Consider the following 19,417-nt stretch of genomic DNA (forward strand, 5'->3'; position numbering starts at 1 on the left):
ATAACCCAAGAAAAGTGATGAGGTCACATTTTCTTGGGTCAGATACTTATTTTAATCCGTATTACATGTAATAATACACTCATTATACTCCCTTTCATAATATTTGTCAATTCAAGCTAATCATCTTTTTTACTTAAACTTGACCGTACCCTCTTCTCACTTCCGTTTATAATACGTTTTAAATTAGGTATATGTTTATAAACGCTCATAGCAGCAATGAAAGTAACGATCAGTAGGCTAACTACATGATTGTGTATCAGCAAGGTACCACCAATCAGAAGGATAATCAACCCCATTGTTCCAAGAACGATATAATCCGTTACCAATGGAATAACTACCATAACTAGTATTCCTAATAAACCTAAGCGAAAATCAATAGCAAGTAACATACCTAATAATGAAGCTGTTCCTTTTCCACCTTTAAAAGACATAAAGAAAGGAAAATTATGACCAATAATGACAAAAAGACCATTTAAAAAAAGAATATTATATAATTCTATTTCTGGTACACTATTTTTAAAAATCAAACGCATAATAGCAATTGAAACAACTGCTTTTAATATATCTAAAACCGCAACAATTAAACCATATTTAGCTCCAAATGCAACCGTAGTATTGGATGCCCCTGCATTACCATTACCTAAGTCACGTATATCTATCTTTTTTATGAATTTTCCTATAAAATAGGATGATTGAAAACAACCAAATAAATAACCCACAAATGACGCTATAAAATAATTCATCATTTAAACCCCCTTAATCGTGTATTATTTTCTTTAATACACCTAGCACACTCAATATATCATCTTATCTTTTTTTCGTCAATCCCCATGCATAATAAATTTTTTCATGCACATGATAAAAATGTAAATACTATTATTTTTACTTTTTATTTAAGAAAGGACTTAATACCATGAGAAAACCTTATTTCACAGGATGGTATTTCCGCGCTACTGATTTAGAAACAAATTATAGTTTATCCATCATCGTAGGTACACATTATAGCATAGAAAAACACTCGAGTTTTATCCAGATCATAGATACTACAGAGAAAAAAACTTACTATATCAGCTATCCATCCCATTATTTAAAACTTAACGTGAATCCCTTTTATATTAAATGTGGAAAGAGCATTTTTACAAAAGACTTTATGTATTTAAATATTGATACTCCAAGGATTCAACTTCATGGTCTGCTAACATTTGATGATTTATTAGACATAAAGCGCACAGTGACATCACCAACTATTATGGGACCATTCTCTTTTTTTAACTTTATGGAATGTTATCATCATATATTATCTCTTCATCATTTTGTGAACGGTGTCGTAACATTGAATGGTAAAAAACACTTCTTCAATCAAGCTTCTGGTTATATCGAAGCTGATTCAGGAACATCCTTTCCTAAAGACTATGTTTGGTTACAATGTAACACCTTTAACACAAATGATATTAAGTTTATGTGTTCCTTTGCTCACATTCCCTTTCTCATCACATCATTTAATGGATTAATTTGTGTGTTAAACATTAATGGTAAAGAACACCGCTTTGCGACCTATAACGGTAGTCATGTAGAACGTTATCTTATTAACTCATCAAAGGTTTATATGATTATCCGAAAGAAGCATTATCGTTTGGTGATTAAAGCCCATCTCAAAAATGGTCGATCATTAATCTCTCCACAATTAGGTACCATGAACCGCCCAGTTATTGAAGATTTAGAAGGTCAAATCTCTATTCAATTCTTTAAGAATAATGCCTTACTTTTTGAAGATCTAGGAGAACTATGTGCCATTGAGATTAGTCATAAATACTAAAAAAGTTCAAGGATCTATGTCCCTGAACTTTTTTACTTAATGGACTTTTTTACTATGTTGGTTGATAAAGAATGCTAGTAGGAAACCAACTACTAAAAAGATAATATTTAAGATGATCTGTTCAAAATTAATTCCGTTCATCTCATTGTAAAGAATATAAATAGAGGCTAACATCAAACCAATAATAGAATAGGTTGTTCCCCCTCTAAAGCGCTCCAATAAAACGGTTAAAACTTTAGACAAAAGAAGTACACCTAGAGCGCATCCTAATGCTAAAAAGATGAGTGGTACTATCATCATTTCTTCAATAAAATAAAGAATATTATAATACTCTCCTAAACTTACAAATAATGCTGAGCCTGAGAAACCTGGTAAAATCATGGCACCAGCCGCTATAATACCAATGAAGAATAACCATAAGTAATATCCTAGATCCATTTCTGTTATCTTAAAAAAGAAAATCTTATTTGTCACTTCAGGTAAGTTGTTATTCTCTCCGATATTTAAAGAATTTGTGATATATAAAAATCCTAAAATTGTTCCTATCATAATCAATAAGCGTATGAAGGATAGATTCATATCTTCCTCATGAAGAACCACTATGCTAATGGAGCCCAAAATCGATCCTATAATGAAAAAATAAAAATACTCTGCTAAATGAGGTGTATCTAAAATATAAGTTATCACACCTGAGAAAATTAAGATTGCCAATGCAGCACCTACACCTAAGAACCCCAAAAAGAGTAAATATTCCTTTCTTTTTTTGTTTCTGTTAGGTAATAAATCGCTTATGGCAATTAATAATTTTTCATAAATCCCCAACATATACGCAATGGTTCCACCTGAAAAACCAGGTATGACATTGGCAACACCAAAAATCATCCCTTGTACAAACGTTTTAATCCAATTCATTCTATACCTCCATCATCTATCCTGCTATATGGTACATTATAGCAGAAATAAGAGGCTTGTAAAGGGATGAAGTGTTTATTTCTTACATATAAAAGCTTGACCTGAGTGAGCTGGCATGGTTAATGAAAGACTTTCTAGTTCTTTCCCCACTTCCTCTTGTAACCAAAATTCTACTACATCATAAGCACCATGTAAATCAATCTCTAGTGTTCTTTCATCATCTTCCCAGTTAAAGCATACCAGTACATAACCCTCCTCATGAGGTAAGCGACCCACTTTAAAGGAAGTGTCATCAAACTTAGCAGCTTCCTTCATTGGTGGTAAAATTCTCTTTAGTAGTTCAACACTTTCCTCACTCATTAATTCTACAATATCAGACCCAAGTACCATTCCTCCACTAGCTAAAATATGATTACGATGGAAGGTAAATTCTTCTTTAGTTGTCGCAGAATGCTTTATTCCTGTCTCATTTCCTGCTACATCTACAAGATTAACTTCGTTATTCTCAAGGACAATACAATCTGGATCATTGATCCATAGACGATTATGTTGCCAATTACGATAAAAGCACTCTTCTGCTAGGGTATGGATTACAATCCACTTTCTCATAATGTCTCCTGAGATGCGCATGCCATGAACTACACCTAATGAAGGCCACATAGGTGCATTACATCCTAGGATAAAACTATCTTTACCTGCTCCTTCTATGACAGCTTCCATACCTCTTCGATAAGCTTCTACCTTTGTCGCCCTCTTATCATAGTGAACACCTTCTGGCATAGCTCCCCATATATTAGCGTCCAACTTAAAGTAAGTACAGCCCCATTCTTCGTTTAAAACTCTAAAAGTTTCACGTAAAAACTCTCTAGCTCCAGGATGCGTTCCATCTAACATGTACCAAGGTCCTAAACGCCATCCCCCAAAAGTAAACTGATCTGAAGGTAAAGGTTGACCCTCTTGATCTTTAATGAACCATTCCGGATGCTCTCTAAATAGCTTTGATTCCTTTTGCGCTATAAAAGGTGCCACCCATATAGCAGCTTCAAATCCTTTCTCTTTAATATTTTTTAAGAGTCCTTTGATATCCATACCAAAATCTTCATTGGGTTCCAACCAATCTCCCATAAATGGTTGATAACCGTCATCGATCTGTATGTATTTCAAATCTAAATTATGCTTAATAATAGCTTCTAAATTCTCTTCTATGATCTTTTCGTCAATATGAGGACCATAGCAATACCAAGAGCACCAGCCAGTAGGTATTTCTTCAAAGGGTAGCTTTGGATGGTTCTTACCTATTGCTTCTGCAAATATTGCTAAGAGACTTTCACGGTCATTCCCTTCCAATGCCATAAATTCTTCCAGTTCCCAAGTCTCTCCTGGTTCAATCTCTAATCCTTCTAAATCCAAAACAATTTCATATGCCGAAGCATTAAAACGTATTTCACTGCTGAAACGATGACAGGATGTAAAACCAAGAAGTATATAATCATCGATCTGCTTCTCAATAACAGCTAAATTATAAACTGTTCGATAATCTTCTTTTTGTTTGAATTTATAGTGTCCTTGCTCTGTGTATTTAGTTATAGCAACTTCTTTATCCAATGTTCCCTTGTATTGAGATAGCATATTATACCCTTCACCATAAAGCTTGGTGTCACCAGGTAATCCATGCTCACCTGACATGATAATCACTTCATCTAGTTTAACAACTTCATTACCTTTATTGGTTATTGAGGATTTTAGTAGGCTACCATCCCAAAGTAAAGATAATTCCACTGTTGTTTTATCATAATCTTCTGTCATTTCAACGGAAGATTTACTATTCATAAGCTTCTTTATAAAATCCATGATTGACCTCCAAATAGATATTTATTTTTTAATACTACTTTAATAATAACTTGAAGGATTTTATAAGTACATGGACTATTAAGGGAGTTTTATGTACATTACACAAAACTCCCCTTATTCTAGTCCTTATATCGATTGCGATATTTCATAGGTGATACCCCTAACTGTCTCTTAAAAAATCGAGAGAAATAAAATTGATCTTTAAAAGCATATTGTTCAGCTATAGCTCCTACAGTCTGGTCTGTTAAAAGTAGGTCTTTTACTATATTTTGTAACAGTTGTTGCTTTATATATTCTTTCAAAGTTAAACCCATATCCCTTTTAAATTCTTTGGTTAATTTATCGACACTGATGTTGGTGTTATCACTGATTTCTGTAAGTGTAAGATCAAAGCGATTGTTGGTGGTGATATACTCATAAACATCACGATACTTAATGATTAACTTCATCTTATCCTCTGTTAATAATTCTTCTTCGAATAAAAGTTCACTAATCATTTCAAAAAGTGTACCATGACACCAGATCAGGTCATTAACCTTCTTACTAGTTATTCGCTGACCTAGTAACTCCAATTTTTCAAAATCAAATTGCTTAAATAAGCATTTATCTAGGGCATGACAGATATCTTGTCCTGGTATAAGCTGCATATTGAATCCAATCCATATTTTCTTCAAATAGTAATCACAGGATAAGTCGTAGGGTGTAAATTCTGGTAGGAGATAGGCATATCCTTTTTGAAGCCAAATGGTCTCATATTCATTCTCAACCATCCCTTCACCATCTAAAACAATATATAAACGATTGAAATAATCACATGTTCCTTTAAAATTCCAGTGACTATCCAGATCACTATAACCTAATGATAATATATTAAATTGTAGATGATTCATAACTAAATTACTAAAATTTAAATCTCGATGCATTGTATTCTCCCCAATACATTTTCCTTTTCTTCTATTATAATTGAATTGATAGGGATGGACAACTATTTATAAAAGTCTTATTCATGATTTAATAATATAGTTCTTATAGCCTGTCAATAGAGGGGCTTGATCTAATAAAGAAAACACCCTAGACTTGAAAGGTTCTAGGGTGTATAATCTCTACATATTTTTCTAGAAAATAAAAATCAATTTTTATAATAAGGCTTTCATCTCATCAGCTAATTGTTCCGCTAATGTACCAACAACAATTTGCATGTTCTTGCTTGTTGGACGAATAACACCAGATGCCCCTAATTGCTTAAGTGTTTCATCACTAACTTTTGAACCATCTGCTATTACAAGACGTAGGCGTGTTATACAAGAGTCGACATCTTGAATATTCTCACTGCCACCTAAAGCTTGATAGAAATCTTTCGCCACATCTGCTAAAGATTTCATTTTAAGAATCTCATTAAGATTACCTGCTTCATCATCTTCCCGTCCTGGAGTTGGTAAGTTGAATTTCTTGATGACTACGACAAAGGTAACATAATAGAGCACGCCAAAGACCAGACCAAGCGGTATAACTAACCAAGCATTTGTTGAGATATTAAAGTTTAATAAGTAATCAATAGCACCTGCCGAGAATGTGAAACCACATAAAACATTGAGTACGTACGCAACAGCCATTGCTAGACCTGTGAACACTGCATGGATAACATATAATACTGGTGCCAAGAACATAAACATGAACTCAATAGGTTCAGTAATACCTGTTAATAATGATGTTAAGGCAACAGATATTAACATACCACCAACTACAGGTTTATTTTGCTTCTTTGCGGTTGAGTACATCGCTAAAGCTGCTGCTGGTAAAGCAAACATCATAATTGGGAAGAAACCAGCCATGAATACCCCGGCACTAGGATCACCAGCAAAGAATCTTGTTAAATCCCCTACAACAACTTCGCCAGCTGCATTGGTAAATTCACCAAATTCAAACCAGAAAAAGCTGTTTAATACATGGTGTAAGCCAAATGGGATAAGTAATCTATTAAAGAAACCAAATAACCCAGCACCAAGAGCTCCTAAATTGATAATAGCATTACCAAAGGCATCTAAACCGCTTTGAATTGGTGGCCAAATGAAGCCAAATAACAATGCTAAAACTATACAAGTAGCAGCTGTGACAATAGGTACGAACCGTCGTCCTCCAAAGAATCCTAACCAAGCCGGCAATTTTACACTCTTATACTTATTATACAAAACTCCAGCAACTATACCTGCAATGATACCTGATAAAACCCCCATATTGATATCAGGATTAATAGTCTTTGTAGCTGCATCAATAATTAAGTAACCTACAGCTCCTGATAAAGCTGCAGCACCATGGTTATCTTTAGCAAATCCAATAGCTACACCAATAGCAAAAATTAATGCCAAGTTAGCAAATACTGCTCCACCTGCTTGAGCTATAAATGGAATATTCAATAAATCTGGTTGCCCAAAACGTAAGAGTAAACCTGCGGCTGGTAAAATCGCTATAGGAAGCATTAATGATTTACCAAGTTTTTGAACCTTAGAAAAAAATGATGTTTTCATAAAAACACCCTCCCCTGAAATATAATCTATCTATCTTTAGTGCTTCCATACTCATCTGTAATTTCAAGGGAATCTCTTTCGTCTATTTTATTATCTCAAGAATAGTATCATTTGGAGTAACCAATCCTTTTCGTTTCTTTACCTTTAATTTGGTAAAGGCATTTAAGTTTGTAATAATCACTGGACATATAGGTGATTTTTCATTTGCATTTATGATATGTAGATCAAACTCGATTATTTTATCTCCTCGTGAAACATTGTCACCGTCTTCTACATAACTGTTAAACCCTAGACCACCTAGCTCTACAGTATCTAAACCGATATGTACAAGAACTTCTAACCCTTCTTTCGTCTCAATACCAATAGCATGATAAGTTGGGAATATAGTAACTACCTTACCTGAAACAGGTGCATAAACCACACCCTTATTAGGATTGATAGCTATTCCATCACCAACCATTCTTTTACTAAAAACTTCATCAGGTACCTTCTCAATTGACATAACATGACCTTCTATAGGAGCATACACTTTAATTTTCTGCCTACCTAACATCTTCTCACCTCTTTATACCTATTGGTTATGAGTCATATAACTGAAAACTTCCTAAATGAAATAGAAGTTTTAGCTCAACAATATAAAAAGGCATGAACTAGATTCTCTATATGCTCTTGCATACATAGAACTTTGCTCATGCCTGATCGAATCAGTAACACGCTTTCTATATCCATTATAATACCATTTATTTACATTTTCAAGTTATATTTTTCTTTTGTCTGTTGTATTGCTTCTTTTACATGGCATGAATGTTTTGCTGAATAAATATGTAATGTCAAGAAACCAATCTCGTCATCACTAATAGCTATATTTAATTTTTTTCTTAATCGATTAACAGCTTCCCTACCAATGCGATATTCCTCTGGATATAAAACTTTTATCTCTTTCATAAATGGATTAACCAAATCAATACCTTGTTGCTTCCTCAAAACCAAGAAATGGATATGATCTAGTATAGCTAGATGCACCCTTTCATCCAATGGTTCTTCTATTTTTGTTTCAATAAAACTAATGATATCTTCTGATATTTTGATAATCTCCTCAGGTATATACTTAATAAGAGCTTCAAATTTAAGAAAATTTTCTTCTTTAAAAGATCTAAATATCTTTTCTATGAGTGATGGGTCTATCGCTGCATATTTTTGGGCATGATACCCGATTCCCTTACCCATAACGACAACATCTTCATTTTGATCTGTAGCTAGAACTACATTATTACCTAATACTTTCTTTACTTCATAGGCCATCACTCACCCTCCTTATCTTTTTTATGTATATGCTCCATGTACAAGCATCATTCCAAGTATTTGACATATGTCCAATTTTAGCATATGCTATTATATATACTATTTGAGGTGAGAAAATGAACATCAGTGATTTGTTTAAAACACTTGGGGATGAGAATCGATTGAGGATTATTAATTTACTTCTTCGTGGAGAATTATGCGTTTGCCAAATAGAAAGAATTATGACTATCAATCAATCCAATGCCTCAAGGCATTTACTTAAATTAAAGAATACAGGCATTGTCAGAACAACCAAAAAAGCACAATGGGTCTATTATTCTCTCTCAACAACTTTTGAAGAGGAACATAGTATTCTGACACATTATATTAAAGATCAACTAAAGGATGTTGAACCTTTTGCCAGTGACCTTGTAGCTCTTAATAAAGTTATTAGTTGTGGCGATTGTTATCAAGATGTATAAACCTAAGCAGTTTAAGCCTTACCAAAATAGCCCATAATCAATGATAAGCATCATTGATTATGGGCTTATGTTTCTCTATTATTTACTTTTTAGCCACTACTATCGTTGCATAGCTATTTTCTCCATAGACTTCTCCTTTAAAATTACCATAAGTGTCTAATGACTTGAATCCTACTTTTTTAAGAATCTCAATTAATTCATTTTTACGTAATGCTAATAAATTCACACTGTTAATCGTCTTCTTGTCACCCTTTTCAAGCTCTCCAATGAACTTGATGACAGTACCAGCAGGTGTATTCATGTGTTCATACTTCCTAACAAATTTCACTTGTTGCTCTTCATTTATAATGGTTGGTAACCCTTGTACTTTTTGATCAAGTATTCGGTCAAAGTTAATGATTTGGATGATTAATTTACCATGATCCTCAAGGCATCTGTATGCTTCTTGAATAAATGTAAAGATATCATCACGAGAAGGTAAGTGAACTAAAGAGTTACCAGTACACAAGACATTGGTTAAAGTATCATCGCCATAATACTTCTCCATTTCTAACATACTCCCAGTTATATAGCGTGTTATTACACCTTGTTCCTCACTCTTTCTCTTCGCTTCACTAATCATTGAGTTATCTAAATCTAAACCTTCAACTTTGAATCCTCTATCCATTAACTCTCTTACATCTGTACCAACACCGCAGGCAATATCAACTGAAAGCCCATCCTTATTCATGTACTCTGTTAGAAAGTTTACTTTCAGCTCATTCTTAGGGAAAACTTCATCGTAACAGCTACTCATATCTTCATAAAAATTCATTTTTTTAGCCTCCAAACTTCTATAGTCGCTTTTTATTATTATAACACGTTCCCCTCCATATAAAGCGACTTTTATTGAAGAATTAATGTAAGTTATCTTAGAGTAAAATCTACCATTAAGTTTTTTTCTAAATATTGCTTGACAAATCTTCTTCCCTTCTTTATAATCAAGATAACTAATTCCCACTGTATTAGTCGGAATTTGATTTTAGTACTGTTAGTCATATTTATGCTAGCAGATAAGAAAGGGGTAACTACAATGAATTCAACTTTAATCAATAAGTCAAACGTCAATATTCATACTCTTTTCTGTAAGGGCAACTGTTGCTGCTGTTGTCTTAATTTCTGTGTGCAAAAAAAATATGAAAAACATAAACGTTGACTAAAGTATTGAGCCTTGTATATATAAATTTTCTATTCCAACAAACAAGAGCACCTAATCACTTTAGGTGCTCTTTTTGAATGCAATCTTAAAATAGTCTTTTTAATATAACTAGGTATGATTTAAGTTAACGTCATTTAAAAATTAGGAGGAAGAGAAATGAAAAGAAAATTCATAATTTTACCAATCATCTTATTATTCACATTTATTTTATCAGCGTGCTCAAGTGTTGATGAGCAACCGGTGACAGATACTGTAGAGAAAAAAACAACTATTGTCGTTGGTACTGGAGGAAGTTATCCGCCATATACTTTTGTTGATGAAAAGAATAACTTAACCGGCTTTGATGTGGAGGTTTGGGAAGAAATCGGACGTCGTTTAGATATGGAAATTGATTTTACTGTTGCAGCCTTCTCTGGTTTATTTGGTATGCTTGATAATGGTCAAATAGATACAATCGCGAATCAGATTACTATAACAGATGAGCGACTAGAGAAATATGACTTTACAGCTCCTTATGTGTATAATGGTGCTCAATTAGTTGTTCATAAAGATTCTACTATTAGCAGCTTAGAGCATTTAAAAGGCAAAAAAGTAGGCGTAAGTTTAGGCTCCAATTATGAGCAAATGTTACGAGCATTTGATAGTAATAACGAACTAGAAATTATCACCTATGAAAGTTATAGTGGTGCTTTACAGGATGTTGCTCTAGGACGTATCGATGCAGTACTTGATGATATGTTAGCTGGAAAAACTTTCATTGAAGAATCAGGTATGGATCTTAAGCTAGGGGGCGACCCTGTAGAAGAAGTCATAAATGCTTTTCCATTTGTAAAGAATGAAGATAATGCGGAACTTTTAGAAGATATCAATGAGGTTATGACAGCTATGGCTGAAGATGGTACTTTAACTGAAATATCTTTAAAATACTTCCCAATTGATATTACTAAAAAGTAGGTGTATGACATGTTTGACTTATCGTACTTATTAGAAAGATTAGCATTTATAGCAACCTATATACCCGTGACCATGGCTTTAGCTTTATTAGCCATGGTTACAGGTACATTTGTTGGTACCTTGATTGCTATTATTAGGCATAATAAGATACCCTTTATTGATCAGATTCTTGCGATCTATGTTTCTTTTTTTCGTGGTACACCATTAATCGTTCAATTGTTCTTATTTTATTTTGGTCTTCCACAGCTTATTCCATCAGTGAGTACAACCACGGCTATTACCATGTCAGTGATTGTACTTAGTATTAATGCATCTGCTTATATCTCTGAAACAGTTAGAGCAGCTATCAATAGCGTTGATCAGGATCAGATGGAAGCAGCTATTTCCATTGGCATGTCTAAAGTAAAAGCTATGCTAAGAATTATTCTACCTCAAGCTACACGAATTGCTATCCCTCCATTAAGTAATACCTTTATTAGTCTTATTCAAGGTACAGCTATTACTTTTACAATTGGTGTAACAGAAATGATGGGTATTGCAAAAATCGGCGCAGCAGCCAGTTACAAGTTTTTGGAAAGCTATCTAGCGGTTGGTCTTCTTTACTGGATGATAACTTATGTTTCAGCTAAACTCCTTCATCTACTAGAAAAGAGACTTGCTAGAGCTTATTAAGGAGAATAGCCATGTTAAAGATTAAAGGATTAAATAAAAGTTTTGGAGACTTACATGTCTTAGATCATCTGGATTTAGAAGTAAACGAAGGGGAAGTTGTTGCTATTATTGGTTCATCTGGTTCAGGTAAATCAACCTTATTACGCTCCATTAATTACTTAGAAAAGCCGGATTCAGGTGAGTTAATTTTGAATGATATTCAAGTTGATTTCAATCATATATCTCCTAAAGATATTAGAGCTTTACGTCAAAATACAGCCATGGTTTTTCAGAGTTTTGCTCTCTTTCGGAATAAAACCGCCCTTCAAAATATATTAGAACCATTAATTGCAGTCCAAAAAAAGGATAAACATGAGGCGTTAGTCGTAGCTAAAGATCTACTTAATCAGGTCGGTCTTGATGATAAAGCAGATCATTACCCTTCACAGTTATCGGGTGGACAAAAGCAACGAGTAGGAATAGCCCGTGCTATGGCATGTAATCCTAAAATTCTACTTTTTGATGAGCCCACCTCAGCCCTCGACCCAGAGCTAGTAAAAGAAGTTTTGGGTGTTATTTCCAATTTAGCTAAGCAGAATAAAACGATGATTATCGTTACTCACGAGATGAAGTTTGCTGAAAAAGTAGCTGATCGAATTATTTTTCTAGACCAAGGAAAGGTAGCCGCTGAAGGTTCACCTGAAGAGATCTTTGGTCATCATTCTAATAAGAAATTAAGAAATTTTATAAGTGGGATTTAATGAATACTTGTTTAAAACCTTTCAAAAAATACCATACTACTTAATGTAGTATTAAACAGCTAAAACAGCTTTACTACTCTAAGAAATGATATTTTGAAAGGGGTTAATTATGCATTCAAAAATTTATCACTTAGAAGGTTTACAGTATAAAGATTCTACTAATGAGGTCAGAAAATCCTTAGAATGTCTAAATGGTGTCAAACAAGTTTCCTTCTCAACAGAGAAAACAATGCAAATTGACTACGAGTGGCCAGCAACTGATACTGAAATTGAGCAAACAATATCACAAAATGGCTTTACAACATTATAACTGAGGAAGCCCTTAAGCTTCCTCTTGGTCAACATATTCTAAAATATCCCCAGGCTGGCAATTTAATTCTTTACATATAGCTTCTAAGGTAGAAAAAAGAATAGCCATGATAACATCCAAATTCACAATTATTCCCATAGGCCACCAACAAAATCAAATTACATTTAATTACATATTACTTATTTCCTTCTACACAACAACCCATAAAATGCTATAAAATTACTAAAATTTCTTATTTAGACTTGATTTATAATTAAATCTTATATTATACTGATTTTGTGGCTTTTTTACTACAAAATTTAAGGAGGAAAAGACATGGCAAAATACGAAATAACATTAAAAACAAATTCAAAAGGTGAAAAGTTCCTTTACTGTTTTGGTGAAGGCTTTTTCCAAATGGAAGATGCACAGGCTTATGTTGATGCATTAAAGAAAGAAGTATCAAAAGTTAATCCTGCTACAACATCTCTCATTATTGATTCAGCTGAATCAAAGCCCGCGGCCCCAGATGTAGTACCTTTATTAGTAGAGTGTACACAAATTTTCCACGAAACACCTTTTAAAACAAAGTACTACATTAAAGACAAAAACATCATTGCAACAAATCAAAAGAAAAGAACTGATGATCTTGGTTTCTTTGATTCACTTACACTCATCGATTCTGTTGATGAGGTTTTAAAATAATTACATATTACATAACGAGGGATTGGATCCTGTCCAATCCCCATCCCATAAACATGTGAAGATTTTTGGAATCAACTTGATGTGCAAGCATATGTGAAGAGGAGGTGAGTTTAGGATGAACACCTTCGATGAGCTATATGACCAGCTAAGGGCTGTTATTCCCTTTGATGAAATTGGTTTTCATGCAATAAAAAATGGTCGCCTAAATCCTGTTCACAAAAGTAACATAACGGATTTTAAATTGGTAGAATGGAAAGCCTTCCATGCCAAAAATCCAGTATATATAGAAAATGACCCTTTATTAACACAGCTTGTTAACTTGAAAGAATTAATTGCGATTCAGGATACCAATGCTATGGATCGAAAACCAGAGCCCTTTGAAAAATTAGACATACGTAGTGTCTACATATTCCCCGTCATTAATAAAGACGAAGTTGTTGGCTTTGTTGAGATTCCTGGCATTAAAAAGTATCTTAACTACTCTGAAGATGACTTAGCTAAATGTCAATCTATTGTTTCAATGAACAAGGAATTTTTAATCCAACAATCCAACTAAGGGGGAAAATATTATATGAGAATAGCTGATGCAATAGCAAAATATCTAGAACTCAACAACGTAAAACATGTTTTCGGTATAGGAGCAGGAACCGTAGGTGCCCTCTATGATGCTATACACGATACCGAAATAGAAGTCATTGTAACAAGAAATGAAGCAGGCTCAACTTATTCCGCATCTAGGTATTCCAGTATGAGTAAAAAAATCTCAGCATGTATATTAGCTGGTGGTGTAGGTATTAACAATGGTATTAACGGGGTAGCAGATGCTCACCGTGTTAAGGCTCCAGTACTTATCATCAGTGGGTTTGTCAACAGATGGCAAATGGGTAAAGGTGCTGTACAGGAACTAAACACAGAAAACATATTAGCTCCTATAACCAAGTACAGTAAAACTGTTCTAGAAGAAAAAGATGTGCTACCAGAATTAAAAAGAGCAATTGAGTGTGCACTTACACCGCCCTATGGTCCAGTCCACATTTCAATTCCTATCGATGTGCAAATTGCTGAATATACAGATACATTACCTGACATTGTTAAAATTGATCCAGCTAATGTTTATGATTCACACTCTTTAAAAGAGGCTGTATCCATGATCAATAAAGTACCAAGTGGTCTAATCATGATCGGTAAAGGGGCACGAGGTCTAGGTGAAGAGGTAAAATCCCTATCTAGTCGACTTGGGTGGCCTATTATTTCAACTCCAGAAGGAAAATCTGTTGTTGAAGGTACTTTCCCATATCATTTAGGTAATTATGGATTCTGCAGTAGCGATGCTGCAGTACATTTCGTTGAAAAAAGTGATTATGATCTTGTTCTGATTTTAGGAACATCATTGGGTGAATCAGCAACGAGAAACTTTAATGAAGTTTTAGTTAAAGGCAAGCAAGTTATTCATATCGATTATGATAATAAGGAACTTGGCAAAGTATTTGACTGTGAACTCTTAGTTCACCAGGACTTAAACAATGCACTACCCTATATACTAGAAAACACAGAAAAAAAATCAGGTGAATTTAATCCACCAGAAAAAATCAATGAACCATATGTAAAAAACCACACTGGCATTTCAGTTCGCTTGCTAATGGAGAAGCTCCCTGATCTTATGCCTAAAAATACAACATTCTTATCCGATATAGGCGAATATATGAATTTCGTCTTTAAATACCTTCATATAAAAGAAGGTATGGATTATGAAACTTCCTTAAATTATGGTGCAATGGGTAACTGTGTTGCTGGTGTTATGGGTGCATATTTAACTGATGAGCAGAGAAAATATGCTGTTATTGTGGGGGATGGATCATTCTTTATGAATGGAACTGAGATCCTAACAGCACGTCAATACAACATGCCAATCGTCTACTTTGTCCTTAACAATGCCATGTATGGCTATGTGGAACATGGACAACGTTTTATTTATAAACGTCCACCACAAGGTCATAGCTACGAGAGATTTTCAATTTGTGATATGGCTAAAGCAATGGATATAAAGGCCTTTCAAATAACGGAGCTCTCTCAATTAGATGCCTATAAAGAAGATTTTGCTTCTTTAGAAGGTCCAATACTTGTTGAGCTGATAACAGATGGTAGTGAAAAAGTTCCAGCCGCTGACCGCTTCAAATCACTAAGTAATGAAAAATAATACTTGTAAAACAAAAGAAGGACACGTGAGTGTCCTTCTTTTGTTTTATTACATTTTTTGAACCATTAAATTACCAGATTCATATTTCTTTAACCCTTGATAGAAGAAAATATAGGCAATAATCATCCAAAGTATAGCTATGCCTACTACAAGTAATAAGTACTTAATATCAAAAGCTTTCATGACTTCTAGAGGTATTAGGGTAATAAATCCCGATGGAATAACCGTGTAAATAATCATTTTAACAAAGCCTTTATAAATCCCTTCTGGATAAATACTAAAAGTAATAAGAAATTCAAAAATTGCCGTAACAACTCCTTTGGCATTTCCAAAGAAAAAAGTCATACAGTGTGCTACTAAGAGAACTCCAGAAAAGATGAGCGCTCCCGTTATGCAAAACAGTATAAACAAACCTACTGCCTTTAAACTTAACTCTGTAATGATGATGAACAAAATCACACCATAAAGAATATCTCCCCAAGCGGATATGACTGTTTTAGATGCTAAAACGTTGATGACTACATCCTTGGGTTGAAGGAGGTAAGTATCTAATTCACCTTTAATGATAATGTCCGATAAACGATTTAAGTTGCCAAAGAAAACTAATGCTAACCCGTAAGACGTAGATGCTAAAGCCCAAAGAAGCATGACATCTAGGTAATCATATCCGGCAATGTTCCCAACTTGATCAAATAAAAGCCACCAAAAGAAGGCAAAGGATGCATTATTGAGAAACATGCCAAAAGTTTGTAAAAGAAAACTGGCTCGATACTCCATTGATGCTGAAAGATTCAACTTAAAGTATGTTCCTATCAATCCAATATTTTTTCTAACCGCCGTTAACATTGAGTGCCCTCACCCCTTTCCTGTATATAAGAAGACTTATACCGATAAATAATAAAATGTACAATCCTTGAATGCATAATACTGTACCATATGCTGCAAATGAAAAATCAACAGCTGTTTTAGCTGGTGCATACGTTACGTAGGTAAAAGGTAAATATCTCACTAGATCTTGTAACCATACGGGAAATAAATCAATTGGCATCAACATGCCACCTAAAGTAAATACCAGCTTCTGATAAATCCATCGAAACGGCGCATTCTCTTCTACCCAAAAAGCTGATAAAGATAAACATAACGTTATCGTAAAGTCTAAAGTCATACCAAGAATGATGGATAGTATAATAAACGGAATGGAGTAGAGTTTAAAGTTTTCTAATGGTCCGACTAACAGTAAACCAATGGATATACCTATCACAGTATTAATCAATAAACGTATGCTTGATCGCCCGAAGAAATTAGTAAACTGATAGCCAATATAGCTATATGGTTTTGAAAGCATATAGGCAATTTGACCGCTCTTAACGTCTTCTGCTACATCTTGATGAATGGCGATGTTAGAAAGGGTTACCATCTCTGTGACGATTAAATACCAAATCATCATGTTCAAAGTAAATCCCTCAATCTCAACTTTTCCATCACCATAAATGGTTTGCCAAAGCATAAGGTATATGAGGATTATAAAGGCAAAGAAAACACTTCTTCCAGCAAAGTCAAATGCATAAGTAATGGCTTCAGCAATCTTCAATTTTACCATATACACGTATTTAGATAACTTCTTCACCATCATCACCTGCTTTCTTCTGACTCCTGTAAATATCAGAAATAATCTCCTCTAAAGGTGGATCTTCTATCGTAATATCCAACACTTTTCCTAACTTCATCAATTGACTAATAACATGATCAATATTGGTTTGACTACTATCAACTTCAACTTTTACAGCATACCCTTTTTGCTTCAATATTTTCACATAGTCCAAATTGACAGCAACAGGTTCAGCATATTTGATACTGATCAATTTATTGGATAGGTAATTATATTTTAGCTTTTTTACAGATTCGTCAAGAACCATCTCCCCATGATTGATAATAATAACTCGTTTACATAACTGCTCTATATCACCAGCATCATGAGAAGTTAGGAATATGGTCGTTTCTGCTTCTTTATTAATTTTTTTAATCAAATCTCTGATCTTTTGTTTAACAACTACATCTAAACCAATAGTAGGCTCATCAAGAAAAATAATCTCTGGTTCGTGCAGTAAAGAAGCTGCGATCTCACACCTTATTCTCTGACCTAAAGACATTTTTCTAACAGGTATGTTTAACAAATCTTCTATTTCAAAGATCTCTGTAAGGTAATCTATGCGTTGCTTTAAGTATACATCAGGTAATTCATAAATTTTACCTAGAAGTCGAAAAGTATCCGTTGGAGGTAAGTGAAACCACAATTGAGACTTTTGACCGAATACTGAACCAATTTTATAAGCCAACTTCTTACGATCGGTTGTAGGATTTAAGCCTAATACTTCCATTTCACCGTGAGTGGGATAGAGAATACCTGTCATCATTTTTATCGTCGTTGACTTACCTGCTCCGTTAGGACCAATAAAAGCTAAAACCTCTCCCTTCTCTACTTCTAAGGAAATACCTTTGACAGCATTGACTATCTTATATTCTGGTGCAAATAAAGATTTAACACTTCCTTTCAACCCCTCTTGTTTAACCTTTACCTTAAAATCTTTCTTTAAATTGTTTACCTTAATCGTCTTCATATCATCCCCTCTTTCTCAAAATTATATGAATTTTCTGTATTCTATTGCTAATCCCCCTGCAACATCAATATTGATGTTGAAAAACCTCGTTCCGATTTGGGACGAGGTAAAAATTTAAAATTTCTAGTATTGTAGCAGTATTTACCACCGATGTCAATAACTTTTTTAATATCTTTATAAAATATTTCCTCAATTCATAATTTCACACAAATAACATATCATTGTTTCTAAGACACGAAGGTCTTTCTAGCTGGCGCAATAGTCCCCCTTGCCTGCTTGACCCTACGAAGAAAAACTTATTTTACTAATTATAAAGTTTTACCAACATACTCAAAGATAGCTTCCGGCATACTAATCTCAGATACCATAGAAATAGTTCTAAATCCAGCATTCCCATTAACTTCACACACCATATATCCATCCTTTGTGATAAGCAGATCAATACCAGCTATCTCAAGACCTAAAACCTTTACTACTTCCAATGATAACTCCTCAATCTCCAGACTTAAAGGATATAACTCAACACTTCCTCCTAAGGCATAGTTAGATCTAAAATCCTTATTACTATGTCGTAGTACTGCCCCAACTACCTTATCCCCCACCACATAGACCCGAATATCTTTCCCATGACTTTCTTTGATATAGGCCTGAACGAGATAATGTTCATGCTTTTTCCATGGTATATGATCCATATCATTTTCATAATTTATCAGATATACCCCTTCACCTTTTGAACCAATTGCACTTTTAACTACAAATGACCTTTCCTGAAGATAGTTAGATAACTCCTGATAGTTGATTGTAGAAGAAAAAATCGTCTTTGGCATAGGTATATTCTTCTGTGATAGATATTGATGGGTCAATAGCTTATCCCTTGAAACCTCCATAGATTGTACAGAATTGATTACCCTAATTCCCATAGCTTCTAAAGCCTTTCCTAAATGAAGTGCGTAACATCGAAGCAAAACAAAGTCAGGTAGTATCACGTTTTCCCCATTCATATGATGAACGTTAATACCTGTAGATTCATATTGAATCATCAAATCCTCAGCAAAAATAATCTTTACCTTCAATCCGAATTTATTAGCTGAAGTAACCATCCAGTCGAAAGCATTACTCTTATGATTTAAAGTTGTACGACTATAAATAATCCATCCCGTTTTATCAGTCATTCTCA

The 19,417-nt window shown here is 34.1% G+C and carries 22 protein-coding genes; 9 read left to right on the plus strand and 13 right to left on the minus strand.

Features of this window, described 5'->3' with window-relative positions:
- Window positions 1–116: 116 nt before the first annotated feature.
- The gene (locus C1Y58_RS18200; protein WP_157950194.1) at window positions 117–743 is read right to left on the minus strand and encodes a glycerol-3-phosphate acyltransferase; all 627 of its coding nucleotides are present in this window, start codon (window positions 741–743) and stop codon (window positions 117–119) included.
- A 170-nt stretch (window positions 744–913) separates the two neighbouring features.
- Between C1Y58_RS18200 and C1Y58_RS18205 the strand changes: the two genes are divergently transcribed.
- Window positions 914–1,816: a tocopherol cyclase family protein gene (locus tag C1Y58_RS18205; protein WP_105617612.1), complete on the plus strand. Its 903-nt coding sequence runs from the start codon at window positions 914–916 to the stop codon at window positions 1,814–1,816.
- A 36-nt stretch (window positions 1,817–1,852) separates the two neighbouring features.
- Here C1Y58_RS18205 and C1Y58_RS18210 read toward each other — a convergent pair whose 3' ends face one another.
- The 6 genes from C1Y58_RS18210 to C1Y58_RS18235 form a co-directional block, all read right to left on the minus strand.
- Window positions 1,853–2,728, minus strand: a complete 876-nt coding sequence (locus C1Y58_RS18210; protein ID WP_105617614.1) for a DUF368 domain-containing protein — start codon at window positions 2,726–2,728, stop codon at window positions 1,853–1,855.
- 75 nt (window positions 2,729–2,803) lie between these two features.
- Window positions 2,804–4,579 (minus strand): glycoside hydrolase family 36 protein, encoded by a 1,776-nt coding sequence (locus tag C1Y58_RS18215; protein ID WP_105617616.1) that lies wholly within the window; start codon window positions 4,577–4,579, stop codon window positions 2,804–2,806.
- 119 nt (window positions 4,580–4,698) lie between these two features.
- On the minus strand, window positions 4,699–5,502 hold the full coding sequence (locus C1Y58_RS18220; protein ID WP_105617618.1) for a helix-turn-helix transcriptional regulator: 804 nt from the start codon (window positions 5,500–5,502) through the stop codon (window positions 4,699–4,701).
- A 213-nt stretch (window positions 5,503–5,715) separates the two neighbouring features.
- Entirely contained in the window at window positions 5,716–7,104 is a 1,389-nt protein-coding gene (nagE, locus tag C1Y58_RS18225; RefSeq protein WP_105617619.1) for an N-acetylglucosamine-specific PTS transporter subunit IIBC, read from the minus strand.
- 82 nt (window positions 7,105–7,186) lie between these two features.
- Window positions 7,187–7,657 (minus strand): PTS sugar transporter subunit IIA, encoded by a 471-nt coding sequence (locus tag C1Y58_RS18230; protein WP_105617620.1) that lies wholly within the window; start codon window positions 7,655–7,657, stop codon window positions 7,187–7,189.
- A gap of 191 nt (window positions 7,658–7,848) precedes the next feature.
- Complete coding sequence (locus C1Y58_RS18235; protein WP_105617622.1) at window positions 7,849–8,406, minus strand: PRD domain-containing protein; 558 nt, start codon at window positions 8,404–8,406, stop codon at window positions 7,849–7,851.
- 116 nt (window positions 8,407–8,522) lie between these two features.
- On the opposite strand from C1Y58_RS18235, the gene C1Y58_RS18240 reads away from it, so the two are divergent.
- Window positions 8,523–8,867: an ArsR/SmtB family transcription factor gene (locus tag C1Y58_RS18240; RefSeq protein WP_105617623.1), complete on the plus strand. Its 345-nt coding sequence runs from the start codon at window positions 8,523–8,525 to the stop codon at window positions 8,865–8,867.
- An 82-nt stretch (window positions 8,868–8,949) separates the two neighbouring features.
- Here the strand turns inward: C1Y58_RS18240 and C1Y58_RS18245 are convergent, their stop codons facing one another.
- A complete protein-coding gene (locus C1Y58_RS18245; RefSeq protein WP_105617624.1) occupies window positions 8,950–9,681 on the minus strand; it encodes a class I SAM-dependent methyltransferase in 732 nt (243 codons plus the stop codon).
- 540 nt (window positions 9,682–10,221) lie between these two features.
- Here C1Y58_RS18245 and C1Y58_RS18250 point away from each other — a divergent pair.
- The 4 genes from C1Y58_RS18250 (at window position 10,222) to C1Y58_RS18265 (ending at window position 12,741) form a co-directional block, all read left to right on the plus strand.
- Entirely contained in the window at window positions 10,222–11,019 is a 798-nt protein-coding gene (locus tag C1Y58_RS18250) for an amino acid ABC transporter substrate-binding protein (RefSeq protein WP_105617626.1), read from the plus strand.
- Window positions 11,020–11,028: 9 nt separating this feature from the next.
- A complete protein-coding gene (locus C1Y58_RS18255) occupies window positions 11,029–11,691 on the plus strand; it encodes an amino acid ABC transporter permease (RefSeq protein WP_105617628.1) in 663 nt (220 codons plus the stop codon).
- An 11-nt stretch (window positions 11,692–11,702) separates the two neighbouring features.
- Window positions 11,703–12,431 (plus strand): amino acid ABC transporter ATP-binding protein, encoded by a 729-nt coding sequence (locus C1Y58_RS18260; protein ID WP_105617629.1) that lies wholly within the window; start codon window positions 11,703–11,705, stop codon window positions 12,429–12,431.
- 109 nt (window positions 12,432–12,540) lie between these two features.
- Entirely contained in the window at window positions 12,541–12,741 is a 201-nt protein-coding gene (locus C1Y58_RS18265) for a hypothetical protein (RefSeq protein WP_105617631.1), read from the plus strand.
- Window positions 12,742–12,753: 12 nt separating this feature from the next.
- Here the strand turns inward: C1Y58_RS18265 and C1Y58_RS18270 are convergent, their stop codons facing one another.
- Complete coding sequence (locus C1Y58_RS18270) at window positions 12,754–12,879, minus strand: helix-turn-helix domain-containing protein (RefSeq protein ID WP_105617633.1); 126 nt, start codon at window positions 12,877–12,879, stop codon at window positions 12,754–12,756.
- Window positions 12,880–13,056: 177 nt separating this feature from the next.
- Between C1Y58_RS18270 and C1Y58_RS18275 the strand changes: the two genes are divergently transcribed.
- The 3 genes from C1Y58_RS18275 to C1Y58_RS18285 all read left to right on the plus strand — a co-directional run bounded on the left by C1Y58_RS18275 (window position 13,057) and on the right by C1Y58_RS18285 (window position 15,622).
- The gene (locus tag C1Y58_RS18275; RefSeq protein WP_105617634.1) at window positions 13,057–13,425 is read left to right on the plus strand and encodes a hypothetical protein; all 369 of its coding nucleotides are present in this window, start codon (window positions 13,057–13,059) and stop codon (window positions 13,423–13,425) included.
- 115 nt (window positions 13,426–13,540) lie between these two features.
- Window positions 13,541–13,981 (plus strand): GAF domain-containing protein, encoded by a 441-nt coding sequence (locus C1Y58_RS18280; RefSeq protein WP_105617635.1) that lies wholly within the window; start codon window positions 13,541–13,543, stop codon window positions 13,979–13,981.
- Between the two features lie 15 nt (window positions 13,982–13,996).
- On the plus strand, window positions 13,997–15,622 hold the full coding sequence (locus C1Y58_RS18285; protein WP_105617637.1) for a thiamine pyrophosphate-binding protein: 1,626 nt from the start codon (window positions 13,997–13,999) through the stop codon (window positions 15,620–15,622).
- A 48-nt stretch (window positions 15,623–15,670) separates the two neighbouring features.
- Here C1Y58_RS18285 and C1Y58_RS18290 read toward each other — a convergent pair whose 3' ends face one another.
- The 4 genes from C1Y58_RS18290 to C1Y58_RS18305 form a co-directional block, all read right to left on the minus strand.
- On the minus strand, window positions 15,671–16,468 hold the full coding sequence (locus C1Y58_RS18290; RefSeq protein ID WP_105617638.1) for an ABC transporter permease: 798 nt from the start codon (window positions 16,466–16,468) through the stop codon (window positions 15,671–15,673).
- Window positions 16,452–17,249: an ABC transporter permease gene (locus tag C1Y58_RS18295; protein ID WP_170311631.1), complete on the minus strand. Its 798-nt coding sequence runs from the start codon at window positions 17,247–17,249 to the stop codon at window positions 16,452–16,454. Before C1Y58_RS18295 ends, C1Y58_RS18290 begins: the two co-directional genes overlap by 17 nt.
- Window positions 17,233–18,240: an ABC transporter ATP-binding protein gene (locus tag C1Y58_RS18300; protein WP_105617642.1), complete on the minus strand. Its 1,008-nt coding sequence runs from the start codon at window positions 18,238–18,240 to the stop codon at window positions 17,233–17,235. Before C1Y58_RS18300 ends, C1Y58_RS18295 begins: the two co-directional genes overlap by 17 nt.
- Window positions 18,241–18,548: 308 nt before the next feature.
- Window positions 18,549–19,412, minus strand: a complete 864-nt coding sequence (locus C1Y58_RS18305; RefSeq protein ID WP_105617643.1) for an ATP-grasp domain-containing protein — start codon at window positions 19,410–19,412, stop codon at window positions 18,549–18,551.
- Between the last annotated feature and the right edge of the window lie 5 nt (window positions 19,413–19,417).

It is taken from the genome of Vallitalea okinawensis (assembly GCF_002964605.1).
In the GTDB taxonomy this organism is placed as follows: domain Bacteria; phylum Bacillota; class Clostridia; order Lachnospirales; family PQDH01; genus Vallitalea_A; species Vallitalea_A okinawensis.